This is a genomic window from Brevundimonas sp., from assembly GCF_029946145.1.
Lineage (GTDB): Bacteria > Pseudomonadota > Alphaproteobacteria > Caulobacterales > Caulobacteraceae > Brevundimonas.
Genome location: NZ_JAQSDY010000005.1, coordinates 1 through 18,116, shown reverse-complemented (window position 1 = coordinate 18,116; position 18,116 = coordinate 1). Strand labels below are relative to the sequence as shown.

Sequence of the window (18,116 nt, the reverse complement as noted above, 5' to 3'; positions counted from 1 at the left end):
GACCCGACCTAAGGAACACCCCGGGGGAAACCCCGGGGTGTTTTTCTTTGCGCGGAGCCTTTCCCGGCGCCGGACATTACGGGCTCGCCATTCAGGAGACGCACCATGAGATCCCTCGCCGCCGCCGCCGTGCTGGCCTGCTCCGTCGCCACCCTGGGCGGTTGCGCCTATAACGAGACCCTGGGCCGCAACCAGCTGCTGATCGTCGACGACAGCGCGCTGACGCAACAGTCCGAAGCCGCCTGGGCCGAGGCGCTGCGGACGCAGCGGGTGTCGTCCGACGCCGCCGGAAATGCGCGCATCCGTCGTGTGGGCGACAGGATCGTTCAGGCCGCGGGCCTGACCGACCGTCGCTGGGAATACGCCCTGTTCGTCAGCGACAGCCCCAACGCCTTCGTCCTCCCGTCGGGAAAGATCGGCGTGACGACGGGCTTGCTGGCCCTGGTTCGCAACGACGACCAGCTGGCGACCGTACTGGGGCACGAGGTCGGCCATGTGATCGCGCGTCACGCCGCCGAGCGCTACTCGACGACCGCGCTCACCAACATCGGGCTCAGCGGCGTTCAGAGCGCGGCCGGCGACTACGGCCGCGCCGCGGGCGCTATCGGCGGGCTGGGAGCCCAGCTGGGTTTCCTGCTGCCCTTCTCGCGCAATCATGAGCTGGAGGCTGATCGCCTCGGCGTCGATTACCTGCAGCGCGCCGGCTACAAGCCGTCGGAAGCCGTCGCCCTGTGGCGGCTGATGGCGCAACAGCGTCAGGATTCCAACCCCGAGTTCGCCTCGACCCACCCGTCCGATTCCACCCGCATCGCGGCGCTGGAGCAGTATATCGCCAGCCGCGGCTGGACCTGAGGCCACGGGCGGCGAATATTCCCGCCCGGTCGCTTGATCGGGCGGAGCTGTCCCGGTAGATACCGCCCTCGCGCTGATTGCGCCGCCTTAGCTCAGTTGGTTAGAGCGCCGGTTTGTGGAACCGGAGGTCCTCAGTTCAAGCCTGAGAGGCGGTACCATCCTCACCTGGTGGAGGGCGTTCGCGGCATGACCGACACGTCCCGCCGGCGGCCCGACACGGGCTGGGATCCCCTGCAGTATCAACGGTTCGAAGCCGAGCGCGACCGCGCCGCCCAGGATCTGCTGGCGCGCCTGACGCCAGACCTTTCGCCGCGCGAGATCTGGGACCTGGGCTGCGGCGCGGGTCAGCACGCCATCCAGCTGCAACGACGCCACCCCGGGGCCGTTGTCCATGGGCTGGATTCCAGCGCGGCCATGCTGGATCAGGCGCGGTCGGCGGGGCCCGATGTCGACTGGCGATCGGGCGACCTGGCCGGCTGGGTTCCCGAAGTCCCGCCCGACCTGATCGTCGCCAACGCCTCGCTGCAGTGGGTTCCGGATCACGCCACGCTGTTTCCCCGCCTCGCGCAGGCCGTCGCGCCGGGCGGCGTCGTCGCCGTGCAGATGCCGATGGCCCATGAAACCGTCCACCACACGGTGATGAGGGAGGTCGCGCGGCAGGGGCCGTGGGCCGACCGTCTGGCCGGGGTCGGGACGATCGCGCCGCTGCTGTCCGCCGAAATCTATTACGACCTGCTGGCCCTGGACTGCGACAGCCTCGATATCTGGTCGACGCGCTATCTGCATGTCCTCGGCGGCCCTGACCCCGTGCTGGAGTGGATGAAGGGGACCGCCCTGCGGCCCTGTCTGTCGGCGCTGGCGGACGACCCGTCTATGAGCCGGGCTTTTCTTTCCGTCCTCGCCGCGCGCCTCGCCGAAGTTTTGCCAGCACGTCCGGACGGAGCGACGCTGTTGCCGTTCCCGCGGCTGTTTCTGATTGCGCGACGTCGCTGATCGACCGGCGACGGCGCAAGGCGGTGACCGGCCGGTCCAGCAGGGCCAGCACCTCGTGGGTGGCCTGATAGCCCGCGGCCACACCGGCGTCGAAGCCCTTCCAGTCGCGGATATCCAGCCCGTCGGGCGTGGGCTGGATCAGGATGTCGGTCGCCGCGCGCGAGCTCTCGATGTCCGCATCCGTGGTCAGGGTCGCCGACCGCATCAGGATGGAGACGATCGGCGGCCCGCGCCGCCACGCCCCGGTGACGATCAGCCGCCAGATCGACGGCGGGTGTTCGATCAGGGCCGCATCCACGCCGCGCGCCTCAGACATGTCGATGCCGATGATCGGACCGCTGTGCATCTGACGCATGACATCGGTTGGCAGGTTCTTGAGTACGGCGCCATCGACCAGCACCTGATCATCCATGACGATGGGCGGCAACAGGCCGGGAATGGCGATCGAGGCGCGGATGGCCCGTCGCATCAGCCCGCGCCGATGCACCTCGATCCTGCCGCTGGTCAGGTTGGTCGAAACGGCGAAGAAGGGCCGGGTCAGGTCCGCCAGATCGATGTCGCCATAGGCCTCGAGCAGCAGCCGGTCGACCTTGTGCGCCCGGGTCATGGCCAGCATGGGGAAGGTCAGGTCCGACAAGGGGTCGCTTTCCACGAAGGCCTTGCGGATTCGCGCTTCCAGCTCTTCCTGCGTCCAGCCGAGGGCGGGGCCGGCGGCGATCACCGCCCCCATCGACGATCCGCCGACGAAGTCGATCGGCACACGGGCTTCCTTCAGGGCCCTCAGGGCGCCGATGTGGGAATAGGCCCGGGCGCCGCCGCCCGACATGACCACGCCGACCGCCGAGCCGGTGACGACCCGCGCCATCCGGTCGGCGTCGGCCTGGTCGCCCTCGACGCACTGGAACCACCGGCCCGGCTGGACGGCGTCCAGCCAGACAGAGGTGTTGGCGGGCCGCGACATGCGCGGGTCGCGCAGCAGGATCAGGTCGGTGCGGCGCTGGGCGTCCAGCACCCCGGCGTGGGGCAGGGGCCGGTTGGGCGGCGCCAGCAGGCCGGCGCCGACCACGAACACGCGGTCGACCTGGCGCGCGCAAAGGGCGGCCCAGGCGGGTTCGTCCTGCTCGGCGACATAGAGGACGAAGTCGTGGGCGTCCTCGACCCGGCTGAACCACTCGGCCGCCGAGGCCAGCGCCGAATGGTCGATGACCTGGCAGGTGAAGCCGTCGGCCTCGATCGCCGCGGCGATGCGTTCGACGAAGGCGCGGATCGGGCGGGGGCGGGCGGACACGAAGCCGAACACGCTGGGCTCGCCCCCGCCGGACCGGCGGTCCCGCGCGCGCTGGATCATCAACCGCGACAGCTCGACCATCAGGTCGGGCTCGGTGCGGGCGGCCTCGAAGAAGGCGTCGCGGGGCAGGGCCAGGACCTCGCAGTCGCGCAGGGCGACGACGTCGGCGGTGTGGACGGTGCCGGCCAGCATGGCCATCTCGCCCGCCGGCTCGCCAGGCCGGATGACGCCGACGAACTGGGGCGGCCGGTCCTCGTCGTGATCGCGGCGGAAGACGCCGAGGCGGCCGCTGCGCAGCAGGTACAGGGTGTCGGCTCCGTCGCCCTCTGCGAACAGGGTCTCTCCGCCCGTCAGGGCGAACCAGCTGGCGCGCGTGTTCTTGCCGCCCTCGAAGATGCGGTGCAGGGCGTCTTCAAGCCGGTCGGAGCGGGGAGCGGGCATGGGCGGCACCGTAGGGGGAGTCGGGCGGCGTGATTAGTGGCTAGTGGCTAGTGGCTAGTGGTTGGTGAGGTCGGTGTCTGTTTCGGGGCCGGCGGATCGCGATCGTCCTTCACTAGCCACTAGCCACTAGCCACTCTCACCACGCCCCCATCTCGCGCAGCTGTTTCGCCAGTTCGGGCGGCACCTCGCCGGCGTCCAGGGTCGACAGATCCATCGGCGCGTCCTTCGGCTCCAGATAGCGCCAGCCCTGGAAGGGCCGGCGGGCCTGGGGCGCGGTGCGGATCACGTCGGGGGACAATTTGATCAGGCAGTGCGAGGTCTTGCCCTCGCCCTTGGTGGTGATGTCGAGGATCGGCATGCGGCAGGTGACCGAGCCCTTCATGACCCAGAACAGCGAGCCGCCGTCTTCAAGCTCGGCCGCGCGCTTGGGCGTCATCCGGGTGTTGACCGTCAGCCACTGACCCTTGGCGGCGCGGCGCTCAAGCGTCTCGACCCTGGCGACGCCGACGCACAGCTTGATCATGTGGAGAGCCATGGCCGGGCTTTAGCACTATCCGCGCGAGGCGGGAGACCTGCGGGCCCAATGCCGTTAGATTTATCGCCATGCGGGTGAACCGGCGAGTCGTGACGGCGGGGTTGGCGGGACTGGCCAGCCTGGGCCTCGCGCCGCCCGTCCACGCCAGGCTGAAAGTGGCTTCGATGTACGGACTGATCGGCAAGATGACGGCCCTGGCCGGCCAGCGCGACGCCCTGACGGCGATCCTGCTGGAGAGCCTCGGGACCATGCCGGGCTGCCTCAGCTACATCGTCGCCCATGACCCGGCTGACGAGACCGCCATCTGGGTCACCGAGGTCTGGACCGACGAGGCGTCGCACCGGGCCTCGTTGCAGGTTCCGACGGTGAAGGAAGCGATCCGCCGGGGAATGCCGCTGATCGCGACGTTTGACGATGCCCAGATTACGACCCCGATGGGCGGGGTGGGGTTGGTAGCGGGCTGAACCCCGGCCGTGCATCCCGCGAAGGCGGGGACCCAGGTTTTGGATTGCGTCACCGGTTTGTCGGCCGTCGATCCCATACACCGTGCCCCACGAAAGCACTGGGTCCCCGCCTTCGCGGGGATGCACGGAATTATTGCGAGCCGCTTGCCGTCACCACCGCCAGCACGGTCCCGTCCGCGACCTGATCGCCCACCGAGACGCCGACTTCGCCCACGACGCCGTCGAACGGGGCGACGAGGGCGTGCTCCATCTTCATGGCCTCCAGCACGACGATGGGCTGGCCCCTGGTCACCGTGTCGCCGGCCTTGGCGGGCGTGGCGACGATCTTGCCGGGCATGGGTGCGCGGAGGGCGCCGTCGGAGGCGGCTCCGCCCCCGGCCCCGGCGGGGACGAAGGCGCGGATCTCGAAGGCCGACCCGTTCTCGAAGACGACGCCCTCGCCCGCTGACAGCGCGACATAGCTGGTTACGGGCTGTTCATTGGTCAGCAGGGGGACGTCGTGCGGCCGGCCATTGACGATGACGCGCTGGGTCGAGGTGGCGGGGGCGTTGGCGCGGAAGCCGATGGCGCCGTTCCAGCCGTCCCACGGGCTGGCGTGATCGTCCCCCGCGGAGGCGGCGTCGGCGGCGCGCAGGAAGCGGGCGGCGTCCTCGAGGCCCAGGGCCGAGAGGGGCGAGGCGGCCAGATCGGCTTCCTCGGCGGCGATGAAGCCTGTGTCGACATCGCCGGCGATGAAACGCGGATGATCGAGGCATTTCATCACGAAGCCCGCGTTGGTCTTCACCGGCCAGACCTCGACCTCGCCGGCGGCGATGGCGAGGGCGTCGGCGGCTTCCTCGCGGGTGTCGGCGTGGACGATCAGCTTGGCGATCATGGGGTCGTAGAACTGGCTGACCTCGCCGCCTTCCTCGACGCCCGTGTCGACGCGGATGCCTTCGGGCATGACGAAATGGTCGAGCCGGCCGATGCTGGGCAGGAATCCGTGCGCCGGATCCTCGGCGTAGAGACGCGCTTCCATGGCCCAGCCGTTCAGGGGGATGTCGTCCTGTTTCAGCGGAATGGGTTCGCCGGCGGCGACGCGGAACTGCCATTCGACCAGATCGACGCCGGTGATCGCCTCGGTGACCGGATGTTCGACCTGCAGCCGGGTGTTCATCTCCATGAACCAGATGCGGTCGGCCTTCAGCCCGTCCGAGGCGTCGGCGATGAACTCGATGGTGCCGGCGCCCTCGTAGTTCACGGCGCGGGCGGCGCGGACGGCGGCGTCGGTGACCGCCTTGCGCGTGGCGGCGTCCATGCCCGGAGCGGGGGCTTCCTCGATCACCTTCTGATGGCGGCGCTGCAGCGAGCAGTCGCGTTCGTAGAGGTGGACGGCGTTTCCGTGCCTGTCCCCGAAGACCTGCACCTCGATGTGACGCGGGCGGGTGATGTAAGTCTCGATCAGCACGCGCGGGTCGCCGAAGGACGATTGACCCTCGCGCCGGGCGCTGGCGAGGCCGGCGGCGAAGTCCTCGGCCCGGTCGACGCGTTTCATGCCCTTGCCGCCGCCGCCGGCGACGGCCTTGATCAGGACGGGATAGCCGATGCGGGCGGCTTCGGCGGTCAGGGTCTCCTCGGACTGGTCCTCGCCCTGATAGCCGGGGGTGACGGGCACGCCGGCCGCGATCATCAGGGTCTTGGCCGCGTCCTTCAGGCCCATGGCGCGGATGGCGGCCGGCGGCGGGCCGATCCAGACCAGACCGGCGGCGGTCACGGCCTCGGCGAAATCGGCGTTCTCGGACAGGAAGCCGTAGCCGGGGTGGATGGCCTCGGCGCCCGTGGCCTTCGCCGCGGCCAGCACCCTGGCGGCGTCCAGATAGGATTCGCGCGCCGGGGCGGGGCCGATCAGCACGGCCTCGTCGGCCTCGCGGACATGCAGGGCCTTGGCGTCGGCTTCGGAATAGACGGCGATGGTCCGGATGCCCATGCGGCGGGCGGTGCGGAAGACGCGACAGGCGATCTCGCCGCGATTGGCGACCAGGACGGATTTGAACATGGGGTCTCTCTAGCCGCTGGCCGCCGCCGCCGCCATCAGTGTCCGGCCATCTCGTTGAAGCCGAGGTACAGCCACAGGATGGCCAGCAGGCTGAAGGTCACCGTCGTCAGGGTGAACAGGACGAACATCCGGGCCAGGGTGCCGAAGACGCTGCGCTGATAGGCGCCCTTCATGTGCAGGAACAGATGCACCGGAGCCAGCCACAACAGCCACCAGGCCAGCGGCGTCAGGACGCTCAGCGCCATGATCATGATCAGAAGCAGCAGCTGGAACGACAGCGAGTGCATCGAGAAGATGACGTGGTCGAAGACGTAGAAACGCCGGTTGAAGGCGAACAGCACCGTCAGCATCAGGGCCGACACCGGCAGGGCCAGAATCGCGACGCGGTGGGCCCAGATCTCCATGATCAGGGCGAACCGCTCGGGGTCGTCCTTGATCGCGGCCTGCCGCGTCTCGATCCACTCCTTGAAGCCCCTGAGGTTTTCCGCGTCGGGCCCGTCCTTCATCTTCGGCGCCTCGGCGGCGTTCGCCCTGGCCTTGGCGGTCACATCGGCGGTCAGATTGCGGCTGAAGCCGACCCAGTCGCCCCGGGCGGCCGCGAGCTGGGTCTGCTTCTCCGCTGCGGTCAGGTCGGGGTCGGCCATGACATCGCGCTCGAACTCGGCCATGGCGGCGCTGCCGGGCGGGATGACGCGGGTGTTGAGGTTGGTCGAGCGTCCGGAGGCCGAAGCGGCGTGATCGCCATCGGTTGATTCCTGATGGTTGGCTCCGGCCTTCATGGCCGCGTGGCCGACGAAGAAGGCGATCAGCAGGATGACCAGGAACATGCGGAACGGCGCGACCTGGGAGGCGCGCTTGCCCTCCATATAGTCGCGGGTCAGCTTGCCGGGGCGGCGGATCAGGCCGGGCAGGGTGCTGAACAGCCGGCCGTCGAGGTGCAGCAGGCTTTCGACCGCCTCGACCATCAGCTTCCAGACGGACTTGTGGAAGTCCTCGGCCAGTTGGCCGCACTCATGACAGTGAGGACCGGCCAGCGGCGTCTCGCAGTTGGCGCAGGGCGTGCCCGGCGGGATGTCCGCGTGCTCGCGCTTCCACTTCAGCCAGCCGCCGCCGGACGCCAGCGCCGCCGTTTCCAGTTCCCCCGACATCGATACCCCTGTCTGATTCCGTTGAGCCCGGATCTGTGTATGGTTTTCGCGAAAGCCGCGCACCATCCCTGACGCCCGGGCTCCGTCAAGGCCGCGTCAAGCCCGAGGCGGCTAGCTGGTCAAGCCCAGGAACATGACGCCCAGCAGAAATCCGCCGAAGGACAAGGCCGTCAGGAGGCCGAGTATGAGAGTGCGCACGATCGTCTGGATCCAGCCGCCGCCATAGGCGCCGCGCAGGTGCCGGGCGGCGTGAATCGGGGCCAGGGCGAAGATCAGCAGGTTCAGAGCCGTCGTCACCGGCCCCGGAAAGAGGCTGGTCAACGCCAGCAACAGGGCCACGAAGCCCAGGCCGTAAAGTGAGACCACCGCATGGTGATAGAGGCTGAACCGCCTCCGCCACGCATACATCAGCCACAGGATGGCGACCGAGATGGGCACGATCACGAACGACAGCTTGTAGGCCAGGGCCTCCATCTTGTAGCCGTAGTACTGCGGGTTCTTGCCCAGCTTCGTGACCAGTTCGATCATGCCGACGACCGGCCCGGACAGGTTCATCTCGTTGCGCAGCGCTTCGGGATCGTTGGGGTTGATCCGTTTCAGTGTTCCGTCGGATCCGCGCGTGGTGAAGCTGGCGGCGCGCTCCGCCACCTCGGGGTCGTGGCCGAAATCGAACATGTGCCGGCCCGTGAAATTCGGGATCAGGAACAGCAGAAAGACCGCGAACAGGAACAGGTGCAGGGGCGCGACATAGCGGACGCGGCGTCCCGCCATCCATTCCCGGCTCAGGCGCCCGGGATCGAGCGCCAGCAGCGGCAGGGTGCGCCACAGCCGACCGTCGAAGTGAGCGATGCCCTCGGCGAACTCCTCGATCAGGTGCTTGAGCTTGTCGTGCAGATGCGCCTTCTGTCCGCAGGCATGACAGAAGGCGCCGACCAGCGCCGCCTCGCAATTGGCGCACGGCGGCCCCTTGGGTTTCGCCGCACGCACCCGTTTCGGCCTGTCCGCCGTGGTCGCAGCGCCCCCCGCCATTGGTCTTATTGGGCCCAGTTGGGTTTGCGTTTTTCGAGGAAGGCGCGGACGCCCTCCTGCCCCTCCGCGGACACGCGGGCGCGGGCGATGCGTTTGGCGGTCTCTTCCATCAGGCCGTGGTCGATCTTCTGGCCGGCGATGTCGTTGACCAGCCGCTTGGCCTCGCCCATGGCGCCGGGGGCGTTGGCGCTGATGCTGTCGGTCAGCATGGAGATGAACTCGTCGACCGAGCCCTCGGGCAGGACCATGTCGATCAGGCCGGCGTGGGCCGCATAGTCGGCGTCGAAGATGTTGGCCGAGAGGAACAGCTGGCGGGCGCGTCGGGCGCCGACGGCCTCGACGACATAGGGGGCGATGGTCGCCGGTATCAGGCCCAGCTTGACCTCGGAGAAGGCGAAGCGGCTGCCCTCGACGGCCACGGCCATGTCGCAGGCGGCGACGATGCCCGCGCCGCCGCCCATGGCCGCGCCCTCGACGATGGCGCAGGTCAGGGCCGGGACGTCGTGCAGGGCCTTCAGCATCTTCGCCAGACCCATGGCGTCGTCGCGGTTGTCGCCTTCGGACCAGTCGGCCGCATCCTGCATCCAGACCAGGTCGGCGCCCGCGCTGAACGTCCCGCCCGCGCCGCGGACGAAGACCAGACGTACATTGTCAGCCCCGTGCAGGGTCTCGAACGCTTCGTACAGGGCGGCGACCGTCGGGGCGTCGAAGGCGTTGCGCTTGTCCGGCCGGTTGATGGTGACGAAGACGATGCCGTCGGCGGTGGAATCGATCTGCACCAGATCGTCATTGGCGTCCGGCGCCGGGTCGGCCAGCAGCGGGTGGGCTATGGCGTTGATCTCGGCCGCCTCGCCGGGGGTGACGTCGAGGGCGTTGAGGTCGGCTTCGGTGGGCTTGTCGGTCATGGGTCGCGTCCTTGGGGATATTCGACTGTAACGCATCGCTCGCCGATTGGCAGCGGAGCCGCGTTCCTTGACAGCCCCATCGCACGGGACTTGATTGGCGAAAAGACAAACGCGAACAGCGGGGACGAGATGGCGCCAGCACCGCGAAACCGCAGACCGGCGCGACTGACGCCCGTCAAGGCGAAACTGGCGGCCGAAATCCGGCAACAGCTGGTGGATCAGGGCGGGGCCGCCCACCGCGACGTGGTCATCGGCCGGATCCTGCAGCGCAAGGGGCTGAACGGCCTCGCCGCCGACCGCACCCGCCGCGCCCTGCTGTCGGCCTTCGAACTGCACGCCCATCCCGATCCGGACAGCGGGGCGCCCCATCTGTTCGACCTGCCCTTCGGCCCGGACTCGCATCGGTGGGCGCTGGACGAGCCGGTTCGGCGTCGTCCTACATTCTGAACACGCCGAAGGTCGTCTCCGGGATCGGGGCGTTCAGGCTGGCCGAAATGGCCAGGCCCAGCACGTCGCGGGTCTGGACCGGATCGATGATCCCGTCGTCCCACAGACGGGCGGTGGCGTGGTACGGATTGCCCTCGTCCTCGTATTTCTGTCGCACCGGGGCCTTGAAGGCTTCCGCCTGTTCCGGGGTCCAGCTGTCGGCGTCGCGGTGGACGGTGGCCAGCACCGCGGCGGCCTGTTCGCCGCCCATGACGCTGATCCGGCTGTTGGGCCAGGTGAACAGGAAGCGCGGCCCGAAGGCGCGGCCGCACATGCCGTAGTTGCCGGCCCCGAAGCTGCCGCCGATCAGGACGGTGAATTTCGGAACCTCGGCCGACGCGACGGCGGTGACCAGCTTGGCCCCGTTCTTCGCTATGCCCTCGGCCTCGTATTTGCCGCCGACCATGAAGCCCGAGATATTCTGCAGGAAGACCAGCGGTATCTTCCGCTTGCAGGCCAGTTCGATGAAGTGGGCCCCCTTGAGCGCGCTTTCCGAGAACAGCACGCCGTTGTTGGCGAGGATGGCGACCGGATAGCCCCAGATGCGGGCGAAGCCGCAGACCAGCGTGGTCCCGTACAGGGCCTTGAACTCGTCGAACTCCGAGCCGTCGACCAGCCGGGCGATGACCTCGCGCACGTCATAGGGGGCGCGGACGTCGTCGGGGATCAGGCCGTACAGTTCCTCGGCGTCATAGGCGGGGGCGCGGGGTTCGCGCACGTCCATGGCGACGGTCTTCACCGTGTTCAGGCTGTCGACGATGGTGCGGACCATCTCCAGCGCGTGCTCGTCGTTCTCGGCGACATAGTCGACCACGCCCGAGCGGCGGCCGTGGGTCTCGGCCCCGCCCAGTTCCTCGGCCGAGATGACCTCGCCGGTGGCGGCCTTCACCAGCGGCGGGCCGGCGAGGAAGATGGTGCCCTGTTCGCGCACGATCACCGTCTCGTCCGACATGGCAGGGACATAGGCGCCGCCTGCCGTGCAGGAGCCCATGACGCAGGCGATCTGGGGGATCGATTTCGCCGACATCCGGGCCTGGTTGAAGAAGATGCGGCCGAAATGGTCGCGGTCGGGGAAGACCTCGGCCTGGTGCGGCAGGTTGGCCCCGCCGGAATCGACCAGATAGACGCAGGGCAGGTTGTTCTGCTCGGCGATCTCCTGCGCCCTCAGGTGCTTCTTCACGGTCAGGGGGAAGTAGGCGCCGCCCTTCACCGTCGGGTCGTTGGCGACGATCATGACCTCGCGGCCGGACACCCGGCCGACGCCGCAGATCATCCCCGCGCCGGGCGCTCCGTCGGGATCCCTGGCGTCGCCATACATGCCGTTGGCGGCCAGCTGGCCGATCTCGAGGAAGGGCGAGCCCGGGTCCAGCAGACGGTCGACGCGGTCCCGGGGCAGCAGCTTGCCGCGCGAGACGTGGCGGTCGCGGCTGGCGTCCGTTCCGCCGCGGGCCGCCTTCGCGACTTTCGCATGGAGTTCGTCGCGAAGCGCCCGGTTGTGGGCGTCCAGGACCTTGAAGGCGGGGCTGTGCGGATCGATCGCGGAAGTCAGCTTGGGCATGCCGCTGGTGTAGGGGGCTTGCCGCGCCGGGAAAAGCCCTAGCGCTTCTGGAACACGTAGCGGCAGCCTTCGGCGGGCGGCGCGGACTCCAGCCCGCCGAAATAGACGCCGTCCAGCGCCAGCCGGCCATCCTCCTCGACCCGAGCACGACCCTTCAGCATCAGGCCGGCCGGCACGGTGTTGCCGCGTTCGACGACGAAGCCGATGCGCCCCGCGGCCGGATCGAACTCGACCGATCCCCAGTAATCCTGGCGCACCTCGAACGGCACAAAGGTGACGGCGAAGCGCCCGTCGCTGTTGAACCGCAGTTCGCGCAGCGGATCGCGCGGAACCGGCCCACCGCAATCGACCGAGGCTTGGGACCAGAAGCCCGTCAGAACGGGCCCCTCGGCGGGCGCGATGCGGAATCGGGTCCGCACGGTCCGCGAGCCCAGCGTCCCCGTGATCTCCACATCCTCGCCGGGCGTCGCGCCGCGCCCGATGACGACCCGCTGGCGCTCGGGCGCGATCGTCACGGCGGGGCTGGAGGACGTCCACCCGCTGAAGCATTTCAGGGGCACGGCGATCATGCCGTGCAGGCCGTCGTTGGCGTGGATCGGAATCTCCCCCCCGGGGCGGCCGGGCGCGATGGCTACGCCGATGCTCAGCTGGTCGGAGTCATAGGCTTCGCACGGAGGCTCGTCCTGCTGAGCCGGGGCGGTGATCAGGGCGGCGGCGAACAGCAGGTCCAGCATGGATATCTCCCGAAGCGAGAGGACCAACGTCTCCGGTGCGGGCCCTCACGTCAACAACGCCCGGAATGACCGTGGCGCGGATGTCCGTCGTGGTCCAGCTTATGGATCCCCCGGCTTTCCCTGGTTGACCTTGCTGCGCGGCCGTGGCCTGTCCGCCGTCCCATGATCGGCTTCAACACCCAGACCCGGACGACCCTGCGCGAGCTGCTGCACCTGGCATGGCCGGTGGTGCTGGCGCGAATCGGCATCATGACCATGGGCCTGACCGACGTGATCGTGGTGGGCAACTACTCGGGGCTGGAGCTGGCCTTCAGTTCGCTGGCCCTCGCCCCCACGGCCATCATCGTCACCACCGCCGTCGGCCTGATGATGGGGGTGCAGGTCATGACCGCCCGCCTGATCGGCCAGGGGCGGCGCGGCGAGGTCGGCGGGGTGCTGCGCCGGGGCGTGACCTATTCGCTCCAGCTGGGCGTGATCTCGATGATCGGTCTGATCCTGGTCGGGCCGTGGGCGCTGAAGCACATGGGTCTGGCTCCGGGGCTGGGCGAGGGGGCCTCGCCGGTGCTGGTGGTCTTCGCCCTGTCGATGCCCGGCTATCTGGTCAGCGTGGCGGCGCAATTCTTCCTCGAGGCCCTGCATCGGCCGCGGGCCGGCATGTGGGCCATGTGGATCGCCAATGGCGTCAATCTGGCGCTGAATTTGCTGCTGGTGCCTGACATCCTCGGCCTCGGGATCGACGGCGCCGCGGCCTCGGCCTGGGCCACCTTCGTCGCGCGGACGTCGCTGGCGGTCTTCCTGATCGTCTACATCGTCCGCCTGCCCGAGGCGCGGGCGCTGGGCGTGTTCCGCCGTCCGGCGCGCAACCGGTCCGACGAGCGGGAGCAGCGCAAGGTCGGCTACGGCGCCGGCAGTTCGTACTTCATCGAGGTCGGCGCCTTCGCCGCCATGACCTTCATCGCCGGCCAGCTGGGGGCGATCGAGACCTCGGCCTGGGCCATCGTGCTGAACGTCTCGGCCATCGTCTTCATGGTCCCGATGGGCCTGTCGTCGGCGACGGCGGTGCTGGTGGGTCGGGCCTACGGAGCGCGGGACGGGCGCGGCGTGCTGCGCGCCGGCCTGGTCGGAATCGGCGTGGTGGTCGCCCTGACGCTGATCGTGGCGCTGGTCGTGTGGCCGGGCGCGCCCCTGATCGCCAGCGCCTATAACCGGGACCCTGAACTGCTGGCGGTGGTGATCCCCGCCCTGGTGCTGACGACCCTGTTCTTCGTCGCCGACGGCATCCAGGTGGTCTCGGCCTCGGCCAACCGCGCGGCGGGCGACGTGTGGTGGCCGACGATCATGCATTTCGCCGCCTACAGCCTGATCATGATGCCGCTGGGCTGGTGGTTCGCGCACGAGATCGGCGTGAACGGCCTGGTCTGGGCGGTGATCATCGCCAGTCTGGTGTCGTCGGCGCTGCTGACGGGACGGTTCGTGCGAGTGGCGAAGAGGCTGCCAAGCTAGCGTTCTCCCTCCCCATGAAAGGGAGGGAGAAGGTGACGCGCCCGCTTCGCCCCTCTATATCCAGCGCTCATTTTACGACCGGATTCCCATGGCCCGCATCCTCATCACCTCGGCGCTGCCGTACATCAACGGCATCAAGCATCTGGGGAATCTGGCGGGCTCCATGCTGCCGGCGGACGTCTACGCCCGGTTCAAGCGGGCGCAGGGGCATGAGGTGCTCTACATCTGCGCCACCGACGAGCACGGCACCCCGGCCGAGCTGGCCGCCGCCGCCGCCGGGCAGGACGTCCGGACCTATTGCGACGAGCAGCACGAGATCCAGAAGGCGGCGGGTCAGGCCTTCGGCCTCAGCTACGACTGGTTCGGCCGCTCCTCGAACGCCCCGAACCATCGCCTGACCCAGCATTTCGCCGAGGTCCTGGAGAAGAACGGCCTGATCGAGGAGCGTGTCGACCGGATGATCTATTCCGTCGACGACGCCCGCTTCCTGCCCGACCGCTATGTCGAGGGGACCTGCCCGCACTGCGCCCACGTCGGCGCGCGCGGCGATCAGTGCGACAACTGCGGCCGGCTGCTGGACCCCACCGACCTGATAGACCCGTATTCAGCCGTGTCGGGTTCACGGAACCTTGAGGTCCGGGACACGCGGCACCTCTATCTGCTGCAGACCAAACTGGCCGACCGCATCCGGGCGTGGATCGGGTCGAAGACGGACTGGCAGACCCTGGCGCGCTCGATCGCCCTGAAGCATCTCGACGAAGGCCTGATCGACCGGGGCATCACCCGCGACCTGAAATGGGGCGTGCCGGTGGTCGGTCCCGACGGCGGGCCGCGTCCCGGCATGGAGGGCAAGGTCTTCTATGTCTGGTTCGACGCCCCGATCGAATACATCGGCGCGACCGAGGAATGGGCCGATGCGACCGGCGGAACCTGGCGCAACTGGTGGCGGACGGACGAGGGCGCCGACGACGTCCGCTACGTCCAGTTCATGGGCAAGGACAATGTCGCCTTCCACACCGTCAGCTTCCCGGCGACCATTCTGGGTTCGGGCGAGCCGTGGAAGACGGTCGATACGCTGAAGGCCTTCAACTGGCTGAACTGGTACGGCGGCAAATTCTCGACCAGCCAGAAGCGCGGCGTCTTCATGGACCAGGCGCTGGAGCTGCTGCCGGCCGACTACTGGCGCTGGCACCTGACGGCCTACGGACCCGAGCATTCCGACGCCGCCTTCACCTGGGAGCAGTTCCAGTCGACGACCAACAAGGACCTGGCCGACGTGCTGGGCAATTTCGTCAACCGCATCGTCAAATTCGCGGAGTCCAAGTTCGACGGCGTCGTCCCCGACGCGGGCCAGCCCGGTCCTCTGGAGGCGAAGCTGGAGGCCGACCTGCGCGCCGGCATCGCCGAGGCCACGGCCTGGTTCGAGGCCATGGAGTTCCGCAAGGCCGCCGTGGCCCTGCGCGCCGTCTGGGTGCTGGGCAATGAATATCTGCAGGAGGCCGCGCCCTGGACCGCCTTCAAGACCGACGTGGATCGGGCGGCGGTGGGGGTGCGCACAGGCCTGAACCTCGTGGCCCTGTTCGCGCGTCTGGCCGCACCGGTGATGCCGGACTCGGCGGTCAGGATCGGCGCCGCCGTCGGGGCCACGGACCTGAGCTGGCCGACGGCGGACGAGCGGCTGCTGGACGTCCTGCCGCGCGGCCAGACCGTGGCCGCCGCCGGGGTGCTGTTCACCAAGATCGAGGACGTGCAGGTCGCGGAATGGTCGGAGCGGTTCGGCGGGGCCTGAGCCTGCGCGTCGTGGCGCCGGACAGAAAAAGGGCCCCGGTTTGCACCGGGGCCCTTTTTCGTATCAGGGCGCTGGCGGGGCCACCGCGGCCGGGGGTGGAGACTCCGCCGGCCTGGCCGGCAACCCCGTCGCGGGGGCCGAACTCTCCTCGCCGCTCACACCCTTCAGGTATTTGGCCTTCTCTTCTTCACTGATGTCCAGGAAGGCCGGGGCGGCGGCGTTGAACGCGTCCATCCGGTCGGTTCGCACGACCACCGACCGCGCGCCGTCCCAGACCATGTGCACGGCGACATAGAGGACGATGACCAGGCCGACGTAGCCGATCCAGCGATGCTTCGTCAGCAGCTTGGCGATGAAGGTCGCGGCCACGCCCATCAGGCCGATGGACAGGATCAGGCCGAAGACCATGATCCACGGGTGTTCATGCGCGGCGCCCGCGACGGCCAGCACATTGTCCAGCGACATGGTCACGTCGGCGATCATGATCTGCAGCAGCGCGGCGCCGAAGGATTTGCGCTTGAGGCCCAGGGCCTCGGGCGGCGGGCCGCCGCCGTGGTGGGCGGACAGGGCGGTTTCAAGCTCGGCCTCGGCCTCGGCCTGATCGTGGGTGCGCTGCTCCTGCAGTTCGCGCCACATCTTCCAGCAGACCCACAGCAGCAGGATGCCGCCCGCCAGCAGCAGGCCGATAATGGCCAGAAGCTGCACGGTGATCAGGGCGAAGCCGATGCGCAGGACGACGGCGGCGGCGAGGCCGATCAGGATCGCCTTCTTGCGCTGCTCGGGCGCGAGGGCGGCGGCCGCCAGGCCGACGGCGACGGCGTTGTCGCCCGCCAGCACCAGGTCGATCATCAGCACCTGGCCGAGGGCGGAGGCCTGGCTGGCGAGTTCGGGAGACGAGAGAAATTCCATGGGCGCGCTCTAGGACAGGATCAGTCGGGCATCAATGCCGGATCAGCCGGACTGCTTCCGACTGGCTTCGTACAGCGCCACGGCCGCCGCATTGGAGACGTTCAGGCTTTCGAACCCGCCGGGCATGGGGATCTTCGCCAGCACGTCGCAATGCTCGGCCACCAGACGGCGGAGGCCGTCGCCTTCCGAGCCCATGACCAGCACCGTCGGACGGCTGTCCAGCGCCTGTTCCAGGGTCAGTTCGGCCGAGCCGTCCAGACCGACGGCGCGCCAGCCGAGATCGGCCAGCTTCTCGAGCGCGCGGCTGAGGTTGGTCACGCGGGCGCAGGGCAGGCGTTCGGTGGCGCCGGCCGACGCCTTGGCCAGGGCTCCGGCGAGGGCGGGGGAGTGCCGGTCCTGGACCACGATGCCCTTTGCGCCAAAGGCGAGGGCCGAGCGGAAGATGGCGCCGACGTTCTGGGGGTCGGTCAGTTGATCCAGCATGACGATGACGCCGCCGTCACCCGCGATATCCTCCAGCGCCACGCCTTCCAGCGGCTGGACCTTGAAGGCCAGGCCCTGGTGGACGGCGCCGGGCGGCAGCATGCGGTCGAGGGCCTGGATCTCGATGATCTCGATCTTGTGGCCGTGGGCCGCCTGATCGCGCTCAAGCTCGGCGGCGCGGTCGGCGGTCGCCAGCAGCCGGCCCATGCCCTTGCGGGCCGGATTGGCCAGGGCGGCGAGGACCGGATGACGGCCCCAGACGAAATTGTCGGCGTCCGCCTTGGCCCGTGACGGGCGCGGCGCGGAATCATTGAAGGTCTTCGGCTTGGGATTCGGGTTCCAGCCGCCGCGGTCAGGACCACCTGCTGACGGGCCCTTGGCGCCGGCTCCGGGCCCGCCCGGGCGAGCCGCGGACTTGTCGCCGAAAACCGGTTTTTTGCCCGATTTCCGGTCGTTGCGTTCTGGATTTCTCGACACTATAAGACGCCCTCCGATTTGGAGCCCTGAGGGCTTTCGGGTCTGGCGCCCCTCCTAAACCAGGCGACGCGGGACACCGAGAGCTTTTGTTGTTTCGACGGCCGAAAGGTCGCCGGCGCATCGGTCCGACGGTTCGAAAACGCGCTGGGGGAATGTCCCGAGTGGCAAAGGGGGGGGACTGTAAATCCCCTGCGTAAGCTTCGCAGGTTCGAGTCCTGCTTCCCCCACCACGCGGTTTCGAAACGAAGGTCCGGACCCCACATCGGGTCGGCTGCGGAAGGCTTTACGGCCCGACGCAGTCTCCGTGCGGGTATAGTACAATGGTAGTACAGCAGCCTTCCAAGCTGAATATGTCGGTTCGATTCCGTCTACCCGCTCCAGAATTCTCAAGCTGACCCAATCGCCCCTTCCCGGGCCACAGGAGTTTTGGCCATGGCCAAGGAAAAGTTCGAACGTAACAAGCCGCACTGCAACATCGGCACGATTG

Annotated in this window: 15 protein-coding genes, 3 tRNA genes and 1 pseudogene; 9 read left to right on the top strand and 10 right to left on the bottom strand. The window is 68.7% G+C overall.

Going from position 1 to position 18,116, the window contains the following annotated elements; genetic code table 11:
• Positions 1-105 precede the first annotated feature (105 nt).
• From PSV23_RS01120 to PSV23_RS01110, 3 genes and pseudogenes are all read left to right on the top strand, one after another.
• Positions 106-852 (top strand): M48 family metallopeptidase, encoded by a 747-nt coding sequence (locus PSV23_RS01120; protein ID WP_300465668.1) that lies wholly within the window; start codon positions 106-108, stop codon positions 850-852.
• A gap of 81 nt (positions 853-933) precedes the next feature.
• Positions 934-1,010 (top strand) — tRNA-His (locus tag PSV23_RS01115).
• Positions 1,011-1,038: 28 nt separating this feature from the next.
• Positions 1,039-1,485: pseudogene (locus PSV23_RS01110) on the top strand (methyltransferase domain-containing protein); the annotation flags it as partial.
• 238 nt (positions 1,486-1,723) lie between these two features.
• Here the strand turns inward: PSV23_RS01110 and PSV23_RS01105 are convergent.
• Both PSV23_RS01105 and PSV23_RS01100 read right to left on the bottom strand, forming a co-directional pair.
• The gene (locus PSV23_RS01105; protein WP_300465667.1) at positions 1,724-3,574 is read right to left on the bottom strand and encodes a patatin-like phospholipase family protein; all 1,851 of its coding nucleotides are present in this window, start codon (positions 3,572-3,574) and stop codon (positions 1,724-1,726) included.
• A 136-nt stretch (positions 3,575-3,710) separates the two neighbouring features.
• Entirely contained in the window at positions 3,711-4,109 is a 399-nt protein-coding gene (locus PSV23_RS01100; RefSeq protein WP_300465666.1) for a DUF1489 domain-containing protein, read from the bottom strand.
• A 68-nt stretch (positions 4,110-4,177) separates the two neighbouring features.
• On the opposite strand from PSV23_RS01100, the gene PSV23_RS01095 reads away from it, so the two are divergent.
• The gene (locus PSV23_RS01095; RefSeq protein ID WP_300465665.1) at positions 4,178-4,573 is read left to right on the top strand and encodes a putative quinol monooxygenase; all 396 of its coding nucleotides are present in this window, start codon (positions 4,178-4,180) and stop codon (positions 4,571-4,573) included.
• Positions 4,574-4,703: 130 nt separating this feature from the next.
• Here the strand turns inward: PSV23_RS01095 and PSV23_RS01090 are convergent, their stop codons facing one another.
• From PSV23_RS01090 to PSV23_RS01075, 4 genes are all read right to left on the bottom strand, one after another.
• Positions 4,704-6,608: a biotin carboxylase N-terminal domain-containing protein gene (locus PSV23_RS01090; RefSeq protein WP_300465664.1), complete on the bottom strand. Its 1,905-nt coding sequence runs from the start codon at positions 6,606-6,608 to the stop codon at positions 4,704-4,706.
• 35 nt (positions 6,609-6,643) lie between these two features.
• Complete coding sequence (locus PSV23_RS01085; RefSeq protein WP_300465663.1) at positions 6,644-7,756, bottom strand: DUF3667 domain-containing protein; 1,113 nt, start codon at positions 7,754-7,756, stop codon at positions 6,644-6,646.
• Positions 7,757-7,867: 111 nt separating this feature from the next.
• Entirely contained in the window at positions 7,868-8,785 is a 918-nt protein-coding gene (locus PSV23_RS01080; protein WP_300465662.1) for a DUF3667 domain-containing protein, read from the bottom strand.
• Between the two features lie 5 nt (positions 8,786-8,790).
• Entirely contained in the window at positions 8,791-9,690 is a 900-nt protein-coding gene (locus PSV23_RS01075) for an enoyl-CoA hydratase-related protein (RefSeq protein WP_300465661.1), read from the bottom strand.
• 129 nt (positions 9,691-9,819) lie between these two features.
• On the opposite strand from PSV23_RS01075, the gene PSV23_RS01070 reads away from it, so the two are divergent.
• Positions 9,820-10,137: a hypothetical protein gene (locus tag PSV23_RS01070; RefSeq protein ID WP_300465660.1), complete on the top strand. Its 318-nt coding sequence runs from the start codon at positions 9,820-9,822 to the stop codon at positions 10,135-10,137.
• On the opposite strand, the gene PSV23_RS01065 is transcribed toward PSV23_RS01070, so the two are convergent.
• Positions 10,127-11,734, bottom strand: coding sequence for a carboxyl transferase domain-containing protein (locus PSV23_RS01065; protein ID WP_300465659.1), 1,608 nt, complete (start codon positions 11,732-11,734; stop codon positions 10,127-10,129). The two genes, PSV23_RS01070 and PSV23_RS01065, sit on opposite strands and share 11 nt — an antisense overlap.
• 38 nt (positions 11,735-11,772) lie before the next feature.
• A complete protein-coding gene (locus tag PSV23_RS01060) occupies positions 11,773-12,468 on the bottom strand; it encodes a hypothetical protein (RefSeq protein ID WP_300465658.1) in 696 nt (231 codons plus the stop codon).
• Positions 12,469-12,630: 162 nt separating this feature from the next.
• On the opposite strand from PSV23_RS01060, the gene PSV23_RS01055 reads away from it, so the two are divergent.
• Both PSV23_RS01055 and metG read left to right on the top strand, forming a co-directional pair.
• Positions 12,631-13,971 carry an MATE family efflux transporter gene (locus PSV23_RS01055; protein ID WP_300465657.1) on the top strand — a complete coding sequence of 447 codons (1,341 nt, stop codon included), beginning with the start codon at positions 12,631-12,633 and terminating at the stop codon, positions 13,969-13,971.
• A gap of 88 nt (positions 13,972-14,059) precedes the next feature.
• Complete coding sequence (gene metG / locus PSV23_RS01050) at positions 14,060-15,760, top strand: methionine--tRNA ligase (RefSeq protein WP_300465656.1); 1,701 nt, start codon at positions 14,060-14,062, stop codon at positions 15,758-15,760.
• Positions 15,761-15,823: 63 nt separating this feature from the next.
• Here metG and PSV23_RS01045 read toward each other — a convergent pair whose 3' ends face one another.
• Positions 15,824-16,669, bottom strand: a complete 846-nt coding sequence (locus PSV23_RS01045; RefSeq protein ID WP_300465655.1) for a YjbE family putative metal transport protein — start codon at positions 16,667-16,669, stop codon at positions 15,824-15,826.
• Between the two features lie 42 nt (positions 16,670-16,711).
• Positions 16,712-17,629, bottom strand: coding sequence for a 23S rRNA (guanosine(2251)-2'-O)-methyltransferase RlmB (gene rlmB / locus PSV23_RS01040; protein WP_300465654.1), 918 nt, complete (start codon positions 17,627-17,629; stop codon positions 16,712-16,714).
• 146 nt (positions 17,630-17,775) lie between these two features.
• On the opposite strand from rlmB, the gene PSV23_RS01035 reads away from it, so the two are divergent.
• Together PSV23_RS01035 and PSV23_RS01030 are read left to right on the top strand one after the other, a co-directional pair.
• Positions 17,776-17,859: transfer RNA gene (locus PSV23_RS01035), tRNA-Tyr, on the top strand.
• Positions 17,860-17,935: 76 nt separating this feature from the next.
• Positions 17,936-18,009: transfer RNA gene (locus tag PSV23_RS01030), tRNA-Gly, on the top strand.
• Positions 18,010-18,116 lie beyond the last annotated feature (107 nt).

What these genes read in the sequence shown, in the direction of transcription:
- PSV23_RS01120 (WP_300465668.1), top strand. Translation starts at nt 106, where the DNA reads ATGAGATCCCTCGCCGCCGCCGCCGTGCTGGCCTGCTCCGTCGCCACC.
- PSV23_RS01105 (WP_300465667.1), bottom strand. Translation starts at nt 3,574, where the DNA reads ATGCCCGCTCCCCGCTCCGACCGGCTTGAAGACGCCCTGCACCGCATC.
- PSV23_RS01100 (WP_300465666.1), bottom strand. Translation starts at nt 4,109, where the DNA reads ATGGCTCTCCACATGATCAAGCTGTGCGTCGGCGTCGCCAGGGTCGAG.
- PSV23_RS01095 (WP_300465665.1), top strand. Translation starts at nt 4,178, where the DNA reads ATGCGGGTGAACCGGCGAGTCGTGACGGCGGGGTTGGCGGGACTGGCC.
- PSV23_RS01090 (WP_300465664.1), bottom strand. Translation starts at nt 6,608, where the DNA reads ATGTTCAAATCCGTCCTGGTCGCCAATCGCGGCGAGATCGCCTGTCGC.
- PSV23_RS01085 (WP_300465663.1), bottom strand. Translation starts at nt 7,756, where the DNA reads ATGTCGGGGGAACTGGAAACGGCGGCGCTGGCGTCCGGCGGCGGCTGG.
- PSV23_RS01080 (WP_300465662.1), bottom strand. Translation starts at nt 8,785, where the DNA reads ATGGCGGGGGGCGCTGCGACCACGGCGGACAGGCCGAAACGGGTGCGT.
- PSV23_RS01075 (WP_300465661.1), bottom strand. Translation starts at nt 9,690, where the DNA reads ATGACCGACAAGCCCACCGAAGCCGACCTCAACGCCCTCGACGTCACC.
- PSV23_RS01070 (WP_300465660.1), top strand. Translation starts at nt 9,820, where the DNA reads ATGGCGCCAGCACCGCGAAACCGCAGACCGGCGCGACTGACGCCCGTC.
- PSV23_RS01065 (WP_300465659.1), bottom strand. Translation starts at nt 11,734, where the DNA reads ATGCCCAAGCTGACTTCCGCGATCGATCCGCACAGCCCCGCCTTCAAG.
- PSV23_RS01060 (WP_300465658.1), bottom strand. Translation starts at nt 12,468, where the DNA reads ATGCTGGACCTGCTGTTCGCCGCCGCCCTGATCACCGCCCCGGCTCAG.
- PSV23_RS01055 (WP_300465657.1), top strand. Translation starts at nt 12,631, where the DNA reads ATGATCGGCTTCAACACCCAGACCCGGACGACCCTGCGCGAGCTGCTG.
- metG (WP_300465656.1), top strand. Translation starts at nt 14,060, where the DNA reads ATGGCCCGCATCCTCATCACCTCGGCGCTGCCGTACATCAACGGCATC.
- PSV23_RS01045 (WP_300465655.1), bottom strand. Translation starts at nt 16,669, where the DNA reads ATGGAATTTCTCTCGTCTCCCGAACTCGCCAGCCAGGCCTCCGCCCTC.